Below are 15827 nucleotides of genomic sequence, written 5' to 3'. Positions count from 1 at the left end.
AACAGTTGCGCAAAGCCCACACACAAAAAAGAGCAAAAACAAAAACACACTATCGAGAACAAAAACAACCACACCACACCAGGAACCTGGTTTCTACCAGTACCCCCAGGGGTTCTTGCCGCGTCGGCCAATCACCAGCGCAACAGAAATCAACTCTAAAACATTTGCTTCCAGGATGTCAACTTCAGTTCGAGTGACTTGCCTCTCAGCAATGCTATTTAGTTGTTTCCGCCGCTCCGTATCGCCGGGCGACAGGAAAATATATAACCAGACAACGACCCTAAGATACAAATCAGCGGCCAGTGAGCCTGCGCACACTAGCCGCTGAACTGCGTTTTTAGTAATTTACGTGCTCTTGCACGGCTACTTCGTGGTGGGGCAAGTCCGCCACAGCTTCCTTTACCGCGGTGGAAACAGCATCAGCCACTCGAGGATGGAACACACCAGGAATGATGTATTCAGGTGCCAATTCGTCCTCGGAAATCACTTCGGCGATTGCGACTGCTGCTACCCGTAGCACCTCCGTGGTTATCTGCGAGACGCGAGCATCTAGCAATCCACGGAAGAGACCTGGGAATGCCAACACATTGTTGATCTGGTTCGGGAAATCAGAACGCCCCGTCGCCACGATCTTCGCGTATTTGCTTGCCTCCATCGGATCCACTTCAGGAATCGGGTTTGCCATCGCGAATACGATGGCATCTGGTGCCATCTGGGCGATGTCTTCCCCGGTCAGGATGTCACCGTGCGAGACTCCAATGAACACATCGGCGTCCTTCAGGCCTTCCTTCAAAGACCCCTTCACTTTGCGAGGGTTGGTGTGTTCGGCAAGCCACCTACGGGATGGGTGCATGCCCTCCACATCGTCAGACACAAGTGCTCCACTGCGGCCGTACCCAACAATGTCTTTCGCACCCTGGGCCATCAACAACTTGATGATGGCTGATCCCGCGGCGCCGACACCGGAAACCACGATCCGAATGTCCTCAATCTTCTTGTCGACGAGCTTCAACGCGTTCAACAAGGCTGCTAGGCAGACAATGGCAGTGCCGTGCTGGTCATCATGGAAGACCGGAATATCCAATTCTTCCCTCAGCCGCTCCTCGATCTCGAAGCACCTGGGCGCAGAAATGTCCTCCAGGTTAATGCCACCATAAGCAGGCGCAATAGCCTTCACGATTTCGACGATCTGGTCAGTGTCCTTCGTATCCAAAGCAACCGGCCAGGCATCCACCCCGCCAAATTGCTTGAACAGACATGCCTTGCCTTCCATAACGGGCATTGCAGCCTCCGGACCAATATCGCCGAGCCCAAGAACCGCAGTGCCGTCGGTAACCACGGCAACGGTGTTCTTCTTGACTGTCAAAGACCAAGCCTTGGAAGGCTCGTCGTGGATCGCAGTACACACCCGGGCTACCCCTGGCGTATACACGCGAGACAGGTCGTCGCGGTTGCGGATTGGAGTCTTCGGCTCCACATCCAGCTTGCCCCCAATATGTGCGAGGAAGGTGGCATCAGAAACCGCCTGAACCTGCACTCCGGGAGTTTCCGCTAGTAGCTTGGCAACCTGCCTGCGATGTTCACTGTCGCGAGTATCGCAAGTGAGGTCGACGGTAAGGCCGGCGCCCTCGGAATGGGCAACATCCAAGCCGGTGATCTCGGCACCGGTACCAGTTACCAGGTCAACCACCTGGCCAGCAGAGATCCGCTGCTGAGAAAGGACCAGCCGCAGCTGGACCGTGTAAGAAGGTGAAGTCCTCATATTTACTTTTCTTGACATGCCTTTAGAAGGAGTTGGCTGGCCTTGGCTGCATCAGCCTTGCCACGCATTTCTTTCATTACCTGACCGACCAGAGCGCCAACCGCCTTGGTCTTGCCGCTTTGAACCTTAGCCACGATATCCGGGTTCGCATCCACGACCTTTGCTACAGCCGCATCCAGCGCCCCATCGTCCTGCACTAGTTCAAGTCCTCGCTTGGACATGACCTCGGCGGGATCGCCCTCGCCTTCAAGCACGCCCTCTAGACACTTACGAGCAAGCTTGTCGGTCATCTTGCCGTCGTCAACCAGCTTCTGCAGCTGGGCGATCTGCTCTGGGGCGACCGGCAGATCCACAAGATCCACCTGCCTATCCTTCGCTGCACGCGAGAGCTCGGTCATCCACCACTTCCTAGCGGCCACAGGCTTCGTGCCAGCTTCCACCGTCTGTACGATCAGATCCAAAGCACCTGCGTTTACAACGTCCCGCATCTCCATGTCGGTGAAGCCATATTCCTCGCGCAACCTGCGGCGGCGAACCACAGGCAGCTCAGGCAGAGACTGGCGCAACTGCTCAACCCATTCCCGGGAAGGCGCAACCGGAACAAGATCCGGTTCTGGGAAGTAGCGGTAGTCCTCAGCATCAGACTTCTCGCGGCCAGAAGAAGTAGTCGAATCCTCTTCGTGCCAGTGCCTAGTTTCCTGAATGACCTTTCCGCCCCTCGACAGAATCGCTCCCTGGCGACGCATCTCGTAGCGCACGGTCTTGTCGATGGCCCTGAACGAGTTCACGTTCTTGGTCTCGGTACGAGTACCCAGCGGAGCAGAAGGATCCTTCCGCAACGACACGTTCACATCCGCACGCACATTGCCCCGCTCCATGCGAGCCTCAGAAACGTCTAGCGCCCTGAAAATATCGCGCAGAGTCTGCACGTACTTGGCAGCAACTTCAGGAGCCCGCTCACCGGCGCCCTCGATCGGACGGGTAACAATCTCTACTAGGGGAACACCGGCACGGTTATAGTCCACCAGCGAGTAAGACGCGCCCTGAATACGGCCTTCCGCACCACCAATGTGGGTGTTCTTGCCAGCGTCTTCTTCCATGTGGGCTCGCTCAATGTCAACACGGAACATCGTGCCGTCATCCAGCTCTACGTCAACGTAGCCGTCATAAGCGATCGGCTCGTCATACTGGGAAGTCTGGAATGCCTTTACCAAGTCCGGATAGAAGTAGTTCTTCCTAGCAAACCGGCAGAACTCAGCGATATTGCAATTCAGTGCCAAGCCGATCTTGATCGCATACTCAACTGCCTTGTGGTTTACCACCGGAAGCGATCCGGGCAAGCCCAGAGAGACGGGAGTGATCTGCGTGTTCGGTTCCCCACCAAAGGCGTTCGGAGCAGCATCAAACATCTTGGTCTTGGTACCAAGCTCCACGTGTACCTCAATGCCGAGGACGGGGTCGAAGTTCGCTACGACGTCCTCGTACTTCATAAGTGTGCTCACTTGTCTTCCTTCCACGTCTTAGCCGGGCAAAACTCCGGCAGATTAGCCTCTACGACATTCGAGACCGCAGCCGCAGCCGCGTACATCCGCTTGTCTTCCCTAGCGGGAGCCAAAACCTGCAGGCCAACAGGAAGTCCCTCTTGCGGATCCAGTCCGATCGGCACCGACACGCCAGGGATGCCGGCCAAGTTCGACGGGATAGTCGTAACGTCGCCCAGGTACATGGCGAGCGGATCATCCAGTTTCTGCCCCAGCTTCCACGCGGTGGTGGGAGCAGTAGGAGACATCAACACATCAACCTGTTCAAAGACACGATCCAAATCGCGCTGAACGAGCGTACGCACCTTCTGTGCGCTGCCGTAGTAAGCATCGTAATAGCCCGCGGAAAGTACGTGCGTGCCCAAGATAATGCGGCGCTTTACCTCGTCACCAAAGCCTGCCTCACGGGTAGCTGCCATTACTCGCTCTGCGGTGGCGTGGCCTTCAGCAGGCTCCACGCGGAGGCCGTAGCGAACGCCGTCAAAACGGGCCAGGTTGGAACTGACCTCTGCAGGCATAATCAAGTAGTAAGCCGAGAGGGCATATTCGAAGGACGGACAGTCGACCTCTACAATTTCTGCGCCAGCTTCACGCAAAGAATCGATGACACGGTTGAAGGTGGAGACGACTCCGTCCTGGTAGCCCTCGCCCTGCAGCTGCTTCACAATGCCAACGCGCAACCCCTCAGCCTTGCCCGAGCGAACTGCCTCTAGCAGATCGGCAACAGGTTCATCCAGCGAGGTCGAATCGGCCGGATCGTGCCCGCCGATCAGCTCCTGCAGAGCTGCCGCATCCGCCAGAGTCCTGGTAACCGGACCAATCTGATCCAAAGAAGAAGCCATGGCAACCAGGCCATAACGAGAGACCGCGCCGTAAGTCGGCTTCACGCCAACAGTGCCAGTAACCGCGGCCGGCTGGCGAATAGAACCGCCCGTATCAGACCCCAGAGCAAGTGGGACCATGAAGGAGCCAACAGCCGCTGCGCTGCCGCCACCAGATCCGCCTGGGATACGATCCAAGTCCCACGGGTTATGGGTAGGGCCGAAAGCGGAGTGCTCGGTAGAAGAGCCCATCGCGAACTCGTCCATGTTGGTCTTACCCACGATCGGCAGCATTGCCTTCTTCAGAGTAGTAACCACAGTAGCGTCGTACGGAGGAAGCCATCCTTCAAGGATCTTCGACGCGCAGGTAGTAGGAATGCCACGAGTAACAATATTGTCTTTTACCGCAATCGGAATACCCGCCAGCGGGTGCAATTCCTGTCCCTGGCTGCGCGCTTCATCAACTTTGTGTGCCGTCTCCAGGGCGCCCTCGGCATCAACGTGCAAGAACGCGTGCACCTTGTCATCCACCGCGGCAATCCGGTCTAAACAGGCCTGAGTCAGCTCCACAGAGGTGAGCTCGCCAGCAGAAAGCTTCTGCGCCAACTCGAGCGCGGAAAGCTGCAAAATGCTATTCATTTATTCCTCCCCCAAAATCTGCGCAACCTTGAATTGACCCCGCTCCGATGCGGGCGCAGCAGCCAACACCTCGTCGCGATCCAAAGTTGGACCTACCTCGTCCTCGCGCATAACGTTCTGCAACGCAATCGGGTGGGAAGTAGCCGGAACATCAGGAGTCGCAACCTCAGACACGCGCGAAACCGCATCTGCAATCTGGTCAAGCTCGCCAGCAAGTCGCGTAATCTCCGAATCAGTAAGTGCAATACGGGCCAGCCCAGCAAGCCGGGCGACCTCTTCAGTGGAAATAGTCGACATGCTTCGATGGTACCTGTTAGCTACCGCTAAGGCGTAAGTGGCTCAGTAAATAAGCCCTTCGCGATAGAGTAAATCCATGGCAAAACGTTCCAGGATCGCAACAGCAAAGAAAGTAACCAAATATACTGCGGGAGGCATACTCACAGCTCAGGCGGTTGCTGCCGCGGGACTAGTGGCGGTTGACGAGTGGAGGAAACGCCGCAGCCCATCCGGGCCTTTGTCATTTCCCGCCCTGGCACCAAAAGACCTAGCCGTCTCGGACAACCAATTGACCACGTACATGGATGCGCGCGAACTGTATGACGACATGATCTATGCCATCTCGAACGCCAAATCCTATGTCTTCTTTGAATCATTTATCTGGAAAGGTGACAACACCGGCCAACGCTTCAAAGACGCCCTCATCGCTGCAGCGCGCCGTGGCGTAGACGTCTTCATAATCTACGACGGTTTCGGCAACCTAGTCGTGCCCCCACGGTTCAAGCGCTTCCCCAAACTGGAACACCTTCACGTATTGCAATTTCCAATCCTCAAATTCGGCATCTTCAAACGGGGACTGCGGGCAATGGGCAGAGACCACCGCAAGATCGTCGTAGCCGACGGCAAGATCGGGTTCGTAGGGGGATATAACATTGGCGAAATCTACATCGACCAATGGCGCGACACCCACCTTCGCATTGAAGGCCCCGGCGTGTGGGAGCTAGACAATGCCTTTGTTGACTTCTGGAACGAGCACTGCAAAGGATCCCAAAAACACCTCTTCGACCGCGGAGCACGCAGCTGGGACAACAAGATAACCGCTGCGCTGAACACCCCACGAAAACTCTTGTTCCCCGTCCGCGGCAGCTACATCAACGCCATCGAACGGGCCTCCAAACGCGTGTGGATTACCTCCGCATACTTCATTCCCGACTCGCAGATCCAAGATGCCCTCCTCGCAGCAGCACACCGCGGGGTGGACGTCCGCATCCTGGTGCCGGAAAAATCCAATCACCTAATTGCCGACTGGGCAGCCCGTTCCTTCTACGCCGAACTACTTGAATCCGGCGCCCAACTGTGGCTATACCAGGACGTCATGATCCATGCGAAGACCATGACGGTAGACGGACGCTGGTCAACCATCGGCACCGCCAACATTGACCAGCTATCCATGACTGGCAACTACGAGATAAACCTGCAGATCACCGATCGAGAACAGGCAGCCTATCTAGAGAAGGTTTTCCTAGAAGACCTAACCAACGCCAGAGAAATGAGCCTCCTAGAATGGGAATCACGCGGAGCCTTCGTTCGGATGACCGAACGGTTAGTCCGTCCCCTCCGATACATCCTCTAGTAAACCGCGACTTACAAGAAGCTCACGCCCCGACTGCAATAAGCTATCGAAGTCTTCATCCGAAAGCACTGGAATCCCTAAAGACTCTGCCTTTGTAGCCTTCGATCCTGCCCCATCACCGGCTACCACAACGCTAGTCTTTTTCGACACCGATCCGGCGGCCTTACCGCCCCGCGACTCGATCGCTTCCTTAGCAGACTCACGGGTATAACCCGGCATCTTGCCCGAAACAACAACGGTCATCCCCGCCAGGGTTTGTTGAGGACGGCTAGCCTCGACTTCGTCTGCCATCCGGACCCCAGCCTCTTCCCAGGCCTGCACGATCTCTACATGCCAAGGTTCGCTAAACCAGTCCTTGACCGACTGCGCGATAACCGCACCTACGCCCTCGACCTGGGCAATTTCTTCAACAGAAGCGGAACGCAAGGCATCCATAGAACCGAAATGGCTAGCTAATGCTCGCGAAGCAGTAGGACCTAGATGACGAATCGACAACCCCACTAGCACCCGCCACAGCGGTTGCGCTTTGGCAGCCTCGAGCTCTGCCATCAGTGATTTGACAGTTTTCCCTTCCTTCGGCGGCCCGAAGACAGAGCCGGCTTGCTGCGCCGCAGCGGCCGACAGCTTTTCCCCCTTCGACCAGAAATAGCGCACTTGGACCCAGCAATCCTTCTTCTTCCGCCAAGTCATCACGTCCCGCAAGTCTTCCGAAGTAAGACTAAAAATCGGAGCCTCATTGGACAAGATGGGAGCAGCGGGGGCAGGCAGCAGGGCCTCGGCCTTCAAGATCTGCTCGGCATGCGGAAGATCCTCCGCCTCCCGCAATTGCAATACGTTGCCGTCCTCCAGTAACACCTTCTGTCCCTGCACTAGCGAAGCCGCCACCTCGTCCCTATTGGCTTCCGGCTGGGTAAGCGCAAGCGCTGATTCGTCTCCTAGCCCTTCAATGTCAAATGCTCCCCTAGAACCTAAATGCGATATCCGCTCTGTGATCTGAGCAGGACAGTAGGCCTGGTTAGGGCACCGAAGATCCACGTCCCCATCCTTCTGCGCCGCGATCTTAGCTCCGCAGGACGGACAGGTATCAGGCATGACAAATTCACGTTCGGAACCATCTCTCGCTGCCACTACCGGGCCAACGATCTCGGGAATAACATCACCCGCCTTACGAAGCACCACAGTGTCTCCTATAAGTACCCCCTTGCGAACTACCTCCTCCGCATTGTGAAGGGTTGCCCGAGACACGTTAGAACCGTCAACAAAAGCCTCTTCCATAAGTCCATACGGGGTGACCCTGCCTGTGCGCCCCACGTGCACTCTTATATCAAGTAGACGGGTATGGACCTCTACCGGAGGAAACTTATACGCGGTAGCCCATCGCGGCGTACGGGAGGTCTGCCCCAATTGCTTTTGGAGCGATATTTGGTCGACCTTTACGACCACTCCATCAATACCGTGCGAAATCTGCGGCCGCTTCTTCCCAATCCGGTCGATGTAGTCATAAATCTGTTGCAAAGAGTAAACCCGCTCAGTCTCCTCAGAAACTGGCAATCCCCATTCCTTCAACTGGGAATACCAGCCGTGCTGAGTCTGTGGTCCATTTGCCCAGTCCACAAACCCCAAGCCGTGCGTAATCATCCGCAACGGGCGAGAAGCAGTAACTTTTGGATCCTTCTGCCTTAGTGACCCGGCAGCAGCATTCCGGGCATTCACAAAAATCTTCTGTTTAGGCCTTGCCTTCTTACCAGCGGCTTTCAGATCCTCTTGCTCCTTATTGAACAGAGCGGCCTTCTGGTTCATGTCAGCGAAGGCCTTCAACGGCAGAAAAATCTCTCCGCGAATCTCGATCTGCCTCGGCAGATCCTCTCCGTGCAACCGTTTAGGAATCTGCTTGATAGTAGCGATATTCGCAGTCACGTCTTCGCCAACCGTGCCATCTCCACGGGTGGTGGCACGCGTGAGTTCGCCGTCCTCGTATAGCAACGAGATGGCAAGCCCATCTACCTTCACTTCACACGTAACCGGCACTTCACTAGTGCCCGCAGCCTTCTGCATGCGTTGGTACCACAGTGAAACTTCATCGAGTGAAAATACGTCGTCCAGAGACAACATGCGCTCCAGGTGAGTAAAGGGAGTAAACGCTGCCTCAGGGCTACCCCCTACCGACTGGGTCGGGGAATTCGCGTCCACGAGTTCAGGATGCTGTTCCTCCAGTCGTGTAAGGCGCGCGAATAATTCGTCGTACCGAGCATCCGAAAGCTCAGGGGCTTCTTGGTTGTAATACTGGTACCTCGCAGCTTCAATCTGGTCTGTCAGCTCTGCATGCAGCTGCTGGGCAGATTCTTGTTCTTCGCGCTCGTGCTCACTCATGTCCCCTATTGTTATCCACAGCGCTTCGAAGGTCTATTTAAGTACAGCCAGTGTGGATAAGCCCGGGCCATTTTTACCCTTACACCCTACCGTGAGGGCATGAACCAACTACTGCTGACGCCTGAATCCGGCCCGTACGCAGGATGCCCAAATCGTCTAGAAGAGGGCGTGCTCGGCCGAGCTCTAGTTGGCGACCCTACGGCCTCTAGAGCGCAGGTCAAAATATCTCGCCATAGAAAGGGCTTCATAGCCCAGAGCGTGGCCCCCCATAACCCCATCCGACTTCGGGTGGGTTATTGGTGGCCGGTTCGCAAGAAAATCTTCGTGCGCCACGGCCAACGAATTATGTTTGGGCAGACACCAGTGCGAGTAGCAAGACGCCCACCAGACCTACGCTTTCGCCGTCCAGGTAAGCAAAAGAGAAGCTTCTCTAAAGCGCTGTTCCTAATCCCCATGCTGATAATGCCGTTACTAATGTGGAGGTCCTTAACCGCAAACAAATGGGCAGCCATCGCGCTGGGAGCGATTTTAATATCGGCACTAGTAGCAGCAATCTGGCAGTATCGGGCAACTGCAGAGAAGAAATTGCCCTTCCCAACACCGTGGGGTTTATATCTTGCGGCCACCGGAAAGACCCAAAAAGGTAAATCTACAGGTCCCCTCATGGCCTGGCTATCGGCCTCGCAAAGAGGCGGGATTTTGAAAGTTGAGCATGGCGAATCCGTATACCTAGTTGGAAGCGGCGCAAAAACCAGCCTGTGGTGGTGGCTAGCCCAATGTGACGCAAAAATAACTCCCCTTGACGGTAAATATCGAGTCTCGTGGAAAGACGGCAGCGCGACTATGGCAGCAGTACCTCACGAAGAGGACGTGCCCGCGAGCGCTAGTCGGATCCTAGCCGTCGATCAGGCAGTCGGAGTATCACAGCGGTGGTTTGAGGCATTTTTGGAAACCAACAGCCAGATGCCCGCTTTGCTCTATGCCGAAGATGCTTTGCCCGCTTATTCAGGCAATACCGAATTGTGGGTAAAGCCAGCTACCAGAGTCCAGATAGGCGCCGATGCTTCTGGACCGGTCTATATAGACCTAGCAGATGGGCCTCACGCGCTGGTTGCTGGGACTACCGGGGCGGGCAAGTCTGAAGCACTCACCACATGGCTATTGGGGCTGGCATTGGCGATGCCACCCTGGCAGGTCAACTTCATACTGGTCGATTACAAAGGCGGTGCGGCCTTTGCCCCCTTGGCACAGTTACCTCATGTGGCGGGAATGCTGACTAATTTAGACTCAGGCGCTACTGAGAGGGCGCTGTCCTCCTTGCTAGCGGAGTTGCATAGGCGCGAACGCGTAGCGGGCCAAGGCGGCGATATTGGACCCCGGCTGGTAATAGTCGTCGACGAATTTCGAGAGCTATCACTGACCCACCCCAAAATCATGGAAGACCTTACGCGCATTGCAGCCTTGGGGCGTTCACTTGGGGTATCGCTCATACTCGCCACGCAAAGGCCGGGCGGAGTAGTGGACTCTCATATTCGAGCAAATGCCAGTTTGCGGCTATGCCTTCGCGTACTAGAAGCAGGTGATTCGCTCGATGTGCTCGGCGATTCGACAGCTGCGAACCTGCCGCCGATACCTGGCAGAGCAATACTTGATGCAGCTGGCAACCGCCGGGAGGTGCAGATAGCCTGGGCCAAACCAGAGATGGTTGCATCGGCAGTAAACAAGATCTGCGCAAGTACAACTTTTAGAGCACCTGCGCCCTGGGCCGAGCCTCTGCCACAGAGCATTTCTCTGGCCGAAGCGGCAGCAGGAGGTGGCGACGGTACCGTCCTCGGCATAGCGGACTATCCAAAAAGGCAGTGCACCACTACTTTTTGTCTACCGAGCATAGGGAAAACACTTCTGTGCGCCCCCACCCGGATGGGCGCAACCACGACGGCGAAGACAATAGCCTGCCAATATGCCGCCGGAGCAGTTCATGTCTTCACCAATCGTCCAGGGGAATGGAGCGGAGCTTGCTCCATTCTGAATACTGCTTCCGAGCAGGCGCTAGGAATACGTCTTTTGCTTGCAGGCAATGCAAAAGGTTCGCTCGTAGTCATTGACGGCGCAGATTCCCTCATAGCAAACCTGGACCTGGCAGAAGGAGCCGGATCAGGAGTGGATTTGCTGGAACAGGTCTGCAGGGTTGACGGCATTAACCTAATTGTCACCATTCGGCCTACCAGTGCAGGAGCCAGGTGGGCCAGCAACTTTGCAACACGCATCTACCTCGGACTATCTGAAGAGGCAGACAGCGCTAGGGTCGGTCTTCGTTCCAAGGAGACAAGTCAACTTACGTGTCCGGGGCGAGCGCTAGTCGTGGCGGGGGAACGCACCATAGTCCAGGTTGCTTTACCTGAAGTACTCGTGGCAACCGGTATCCCTTTGGTCAGCAGTCTGCCAGAGCCAGGCACAGTTGCCACGGTAGGCATCGGTTGGATAGGCCCCCTTGCTACTCCATGGATACCCCAAGGAGAAAGGTGGCTAATTGCCGGTTCGAGCGGTTCCGGAAAGACCACCCTTGCTCGGGCCCTAGCAGAATTCCTGAAGGTACCTGCTGAGCATGTGATGGATGGAGACGGTCCCGCCTACAACGGTTCTGCAACAATTCGCATCCTCACCTGTTCCATAGCAGAACTGACTACAAGCTTTGCTGGCCCCTTACACGAGTTTGCACAGAAGGCAAAGATCGTGGTCTTGCAACCATCCCCCACCTTCCGGTCATGGGCTCGCGAGTACAACCTAACGGGAATGATGCCTCTTCCAGGGGCCGCTCGTCCGGGCCGTGGCGTTTACCTAGACGGTTGCACCGCCACGGTGATACAGGCCACCGCAAAGGGACCGCTGTGACTATTCCCACCCCCCAACCAGCAGATATGCCCCTCAAAACCCTTGCAAAACCTTTCATACATAAGAAAAATGGATACACGTTCCAATCTGCGTTAACGCAGAAGTCATCTCTGGGACACCTAATGTTCCCAATCGAAGGAGTGCCCAATGGATTGGCGTAGCCGTGCTGCCTGCCTGACAGTCGATCCCGAACTGTTTTTTCCTATCGGAAATACCGGGCCAGCTATCGCTCAGGCAGAAGAGGCAAAGCTAGTTTGCGCTAAGTGCAACGTGCAAGAAACCTGTCTAAAATGGGCGATCGAGAACCATCAGGATTCTGGCGTTTGGGGCGGTAAGAGCGAGGACGAAAGGCGATCCATGCGACGCCGCGCCGCTCGCGCGCGCCGGGCTAGCTAGGCGCAGTAAAAATGATTTCAGGCGGGGCAATGCCCCGCCTGAAATAGTTAACGACTCATTTATACGTCATCTACTACAGCGTTCACAGTTGCTACTGTTCCACCGTGCGGCAAGTTAGACCATTCGACGGCGCCTCCGAGTTCACCCCGAACCAAAGTCTGCACAATCCGAGTTCCAAGCCCAGTCATAGTGGCTCCTTCGGGGATTGATTTGCCGTCATTTATGACCTCAACGTGGAGCTTGGCGCCATCGCGGTTGGCCCGCACAAGAATCGTTCCCCGCTCCCCCTCAAGGCCATGTTCGACCGCATTAGTTACCAGCTCTGAAAGCACCACAGACAGGGCAGAAGCCGCATCAGCGCCTACCGTGCCAAAAGAGCCCTCTATCTTGGCCGTGGCATCGCCCTCAAAAGAAGCCATGGAGGCAGCCAAGGCAAGCACTTCTTTAGCAAGCTTGTCGAAATCGACCGTCTCATCAAGCGTCTGTGAAAGCACGTCGTGCACCTTTGCAATCGTGCCCACTCGCCTGCCGGCTTCTTGTAGCGCGCTCTTCACCTCGGGGTTATCCGATCGCCGCGTCTGCATTCGCAACAGCGCATGCACAGTCTGCAAATTATTCTTCACCCTATGGTGGATCTCGCGAATAGTGGCATCTTTGGACATCATTTCGCGTTCGCGCCGACGCATCTCGGTCACGTCACGACACAGTAGGATCGCGCCCAACCGCTGCTTTCCGTTTGTAAGGGGCAAAGCCCTCAAGGTGATGGTGCCCAAACGGGTTTCCACCTCAGTAACCCAGGAGGCTCGTCCCATCACAACTACGGCCAAAGTTTCCTCGACCGGATCTGCCTCCTTGCTAATAAGATCGGTGATGGTTTCGGCTAGCACCTGGCCCTTTAGATCCTGAGGCAGCCCAATACGTCGAAGACAAGAAAAAGCATTCGGAGAGATCTCGCTAAGACGCCCTTCACCGTCGACCAGCATGATTCCATCACTGACGCGAGGCGCCCCAAGCGTTCCCACTGTAGGCGCCACGTCGTAAGGGTATTCCCCGCGCGTCATCATCTGGCAGAGCAAATCGGCCGCGCTCGCTGACCATTGAGCCTGCATATTAGCAATCCGGGAAAGTCCAGAACCGGACTCGCGACTCATCACTGCGCATGTGTGGCCGTCAACTACTACTGGTATGAACGTTTCCATAACCGAGTAAGTACCCGCCCACCTAGGCGAATCTGCACTGATGATCTTTCCTTCGGCGTAGGTCTGCCGCAGTCGCTCCCGCCGCATCGGAGAAGCGTGCTTGCCTACCACATCGTCCAGATGCACTGTCTGTCCAGTAGCGGGGCGACACTGTGCCACGGCAACAAACCTGTCGTCTTTAGTAGGCATCCAGAGCACCAAATCTGCCATTGCCAAGTCAGCCAGAATCTGCCAATCTGCCATCAAGACATGTAAGCGGTCGGCTTCAGAAGCGGAAACCGGCAGGAGGTTGAAGCGCTCCCCCATCTTTGTCATTTGCCTCATACATATAGAGTAAACGTATAAATTACCGACCGGCGCCAATGCCTCGACGTTTTTCGGAGGACCCGTTGAAATTCGAACTCACCATCACCTACCCGGCCCCATTCGCCAAAACCGAAGAGATGCTAAGCAACGAAAATTTTTATAGGACGAGGGCGAAAACCATCGGTGTGGCGCTGGAAGACATTGATCTAACGTGCAGGTCTGGGCGCATTCAGGCCAGCTCTACCGTCTCAGTGGCGAGCGGCGAGGCACCCGCTAAGATTCGTCGTTTTATCCCCGACAAGTTACAGGTAACTGTTGTAGAGGCGTGGGGTCCCACTTCCAGCGGTTCGCGCCCCGGTTCGTTGTCCGTTGCCGTTTCCGGTGTTCCCGTAATGGTCAGTGCCACCTCTACCCTGACTGAGCAATCAGGACAGACCAAGCGAGTCGTGGAAGGCGAGATTAGTGTGAAGATCCCCTTCGTTGGCAAGATGATCGAGCAAAAAGTCAGCGAGCAGCTTGGCCGGGCGCAAGCCTACGAAGAGAAGGCCGCAGCGACCTACCTTGCGCAATGACAGCCATAGTAGTCCTAGGTGCTGGGTTGCGAGGCACCTCCCCCTCCCCTGTTCTGGCCCGCAGACTAGACAGCGCAATTTCTTTGTGGAATAGACGTGGGAAGAAGGATGTCCTTATCTTGTCGGGCGGGCAGGGGCCGGATGAAAAGATCAGTGAAGCTGCAGCAATGGCAAGATATGCCGTTGCCCGTGGAATACACCCAGCGTTCCTGATCTTAGAGGCAGAATCTACCAGCACCGAGGAAAACCTCCGCTTTAGCAGCGCCCTGTTGCCGACTGCCGACAAAAAAATCTTCCTAGTAACTTCTACCTTCCACCTCCCCCGAGCATTAGCGTGGGCTAAAGCCGTAGGCTTGGACGCCACGGGGGTGGGAGCCTCTGCCCCGCCACTATCTTTCGTGAAGTGGACTCTCCGCGAGGTAGCCGCGCTCATCATTACTTTGCCCAAAATTCTGCGCGCTCAGCCAAACTTCCCAATCAGGCCCGACTAAAGGCAATATTCATGGCACCATTAAGACATGACTCAAAATGATGCACTGTGGGCAGAACGAAAAGGTGAACGCTACTACGTTGGACACAACGCCAACGGCGCCACTGTAGAAATCGGTACTGGTGAAGGACAGTTCTCTCCCGGAGAACTGATGAAGCTGGCGCTAGCAACGTGTAATACCCTGTCCGCCGACCACACTCTGGCCAGGGAACTCGGCGATGATTTTCAGGCCAGCGTAGGGGTTGAAACTGACAAGGATTCAGAGCGCAACTCCTACAAGCACTTCCGGGTAGAGATCGTCACGGACATGTCCAGCCTGGACCAGGACGCCAAGGCAAAACTAATCGAGCGGGCACACAGGGCAATCGAAAAGCACTGCACCGTAGGCCACACCGTTGAAGACGGGGCAACCTACAAAACCACGATAGTTGAGGAATAGTAATGCTAGGTAAGAGCAAAGTTGACAAGACCTCCCTACCGAAAGGAGCAAACTTAGGTACAGTCGTCACCTCGGCCTCCAAAGCAGCCTCGTCTGCCGTCCAAATGGACTGGACCGGCGTGCTGGATGCAGCGCTCGAGCTACCTGCCGCTGACATCAAACGCCGTGTCGCCGCGCTGAAGACTGCCAATCCCGGAGCTTCGAATGAGGAACTCGCGAAGATCCTGGGCAAGCGTTACCGCAATTGGGCAGCCACTTCTTCGGCAGCCGTGGGCGCCGGTGCTGTCCTACCCGGCGTTGGCACCGTTGCTGCTGTCGGACTGACGGGGGCAGAGCTGTTAGCTTTCCTTACCGAAACTGCTTACTACGTACTAGGCCTGGCAGAACTAGCCGGAATCTCCGTGGACGGCAAAGAAGCCCGTCGCACCCTAGTGATGTCCTCAATGATGGGCGACGAGGGCGCCAAACTAGTAGCCGACCAGATGGGGCTGTCCGGACTGAACTGGGCTCGCAAGACCTTTATGAGCGCCTCGAACCCAGCTATGAAGTCAGTGAACGCCCGGTTGGTAAAGTCTTTGGGCAAACGCCTAGGAAAGCGATGGGCAGGGCGGTCCCTTGGCCGCTTCATCCCATTCGGAGTCGGCGCTGCGCTCGGATGGATCGGCGGACGTTCGCTCGCCTCCAACGTAATCGAAGGCGCACAAGCCGCCCTCGGACCATTCCGTGGCCCCATTAACGTTGAATCTGAGATTCTGGAAGAACAGAGGTAA

13 protein-coding genes are annotated in these 15827 nt (G+C 56.0%); 7 read left to right on the top strand and 6 right to left on the bottom strand.

What is annotated here, in order from left to right; all coding sequences use genetic code 11:
• Positions 1–337: 337 nt before the first annotated feature.
• Genes QP400_RS05015 through gatC form a run of 4 tightly spaced genes read right to left on the bottom strand, consistent with a single transcriptional unit; the run spans position 338 to position 5060 of the window.
• Positions 338–1762 (bottom strand): NAD-dependent malic enzyme, encoded by a 1425-nt coding sequence (locus tag QP400_RS05015; protein WP_004807695.1) that lies wholly within the window; start codon positions 1760–1762, stop codon positions 338–340.
• Between the two features lie 2 nt (positions 1763–1764).
• Positions 1765–3264, bottom strand: coding sequence for an Asp-tRNA(Asn)/Glu-tRNA(Gln) amidotransferase subunit GatB (gene gatB / locus QP400_RS05010; RefSeq protein ID WP_004807693.1), 1500 nt, complete (start codon positions 3262–3264; stop codon positions 1765–1767).
• Entirely contained in the window at positions 3261–4763 is a 1503-nt protein-coding gene (gene gatA, locus QP400_RS05005) for an Asp-tRNA(Asn)/Glu-tRNA(Gln) amidotransferase subunit GatA (RefSeq protein WP_004807692.1), read from the bottom strand. The genes gatB and gatA overlap by 4 nt, the downstream gene beginning before the upstream one ends.
• Positions 4764–5060 (bottom strand): Asp-tRNA(Asn)/Glu-tRNA(Gln) amidotransferase subunit GatC, encoded by a 297-nt coding sequence (gene gatC, locus QP400_RS05000; protein ID WP_004807690.1) that lies wholly within the window; start codon positions 5058–5060, stop codon positions 4764–4766.
• A gap of 76 nt (positions 5061–5136) precedes the next feature.
• On the opposite strand from gatC, the gene QP400_RS04995 reads away from it, so the two are divergent.
• Complete coding sequence (locus QP400_RS04995; protein WP_004807689.1) at positions 5137–6393, top strand: phospholipase D-like domain-containing protein; 1257 nt, start codon at positions 5137–5139, stop codon at positions 6391–6393.
• Here the strand turns inward: QP400_RS04995 and ligA are convergent.
• Entirely contained in the window at positions 6364–8763 is a 2400-nt protein-coding gene (gene ligA, locus QP400_RS04990; RefSeq protein ID WP_004807687.1) for an NAD-dependent DNA ligase LigA, read from the bottom strand. The genes QP400_RS04995 and ligA overlap by 30 nt on opposite strands.
• Before the next feature lie 99 nt (positions 8764–8862).
• On the opposite strand from ligA, the gene QP400_RS04985 reads away from it, so the two are divergent.
• On the top strand, positions 8863–11655 hold the full coding sequence (locus QP400_RS04985; protein ID WP_004807685.1) for an FtsK/SpoIIIE domain-containing protein: 2793 nt from the start codon (positions 8863–8865) through the stop codon (positions 11653–11655).
• 147 nt (positions 11656–11802) lie between these two features.
• On the top strand, positions 11803–12051 hold the full coding sequence (locus tag QP400_RS04980; RefSeq protein ID WP_004807683.1) for a WhiB family transcriptional regulator: 249 nt from the start codon (positions 11803–11805) through the stop codon (positions 12049–12051).
• Between the two features lie 59 nt (positions 12052–12110).
• Here the strand turns inward: QP400_RS04980 and QP400_RS04975 are convergent, their stop codons facing one another.
• Positions 12111–13574, bottom strand: coding sequence for a sensor histidine kinase (locus QP400_RS04975; protein ID WP_040315299.1), 1464 nt, complete (start codon positions 13572–13574; stop codon positions 12111–12113).
• Between the two features lie 65 nt (positions 13575–13639).
• Here QP400_RS04975 and QP400_RS04970 point away from each other — a divergent pair, with 65 nt between their 5' ends.
• The 4 genes from QP400_RS04970 to QP400_RS04955 are packed head-to-tail and all read left to right on the top strand — an operon-like array spanning position 13640 to position 15827.
• The gene (locus tag QP400_RS04970) at positions 13640–14128 is read left to right on the top strand and encodes a DUF2505 domain-containing protein (protein ID WP_040315298.1); all 489 of its coding nucleotides are present in this window, start codon (positions 13640–13642) and stop codon (positions 14126–14128) included.
• Complete coding sequence (locus tag QP400_RS04965) at positions 14125–14619, top strand: YdcF family protein (RefSeq protein WP_004807679.1); 495 nt, start codon at positions 14125–14127, stop codon at positions 14617–14619. Before QP400_RS04970 ends, QP400_RS04965 begins: the two co-directional genes overlap by 4 nt.
• Before the next feature lie 27 nt (positions 14620–14646).
• A complete protein-coding gene (locus QP400_RS04960) occupies positions 14647–15057 on the top strand; it encodes an OsmC family protein (RefSeq protein WP_004807677.1) in 411 nt (136 codons plus the stop codon).
• Positions 15058–15059: 2 nt separating this feature from the next.
• Positions 15060–15827: an HMG-box domain-containing protein gene (locus tag QP400_RS04955; RefSeq protein ID WP_004807674.1), complete on the top strand. Its 768-nt coding sequence runs from the start codon at positions 15060–15062 to the stop codon at positions 15825–15827.

This window comes from Winkia sp. UMB3158 (assembly GCF_030217145.1).
Lineage (GTDB): Bacteria > Actinomycetota > Actinomycetes > Actinomycetales > Actinomycetaceae > Winkia > Winkia anitrata.
The sequence above is the reverse complement of the archived record's forward strand: the minus strand, read 5'-3'. Positions and strand labels throughout refer to the sequence as shown.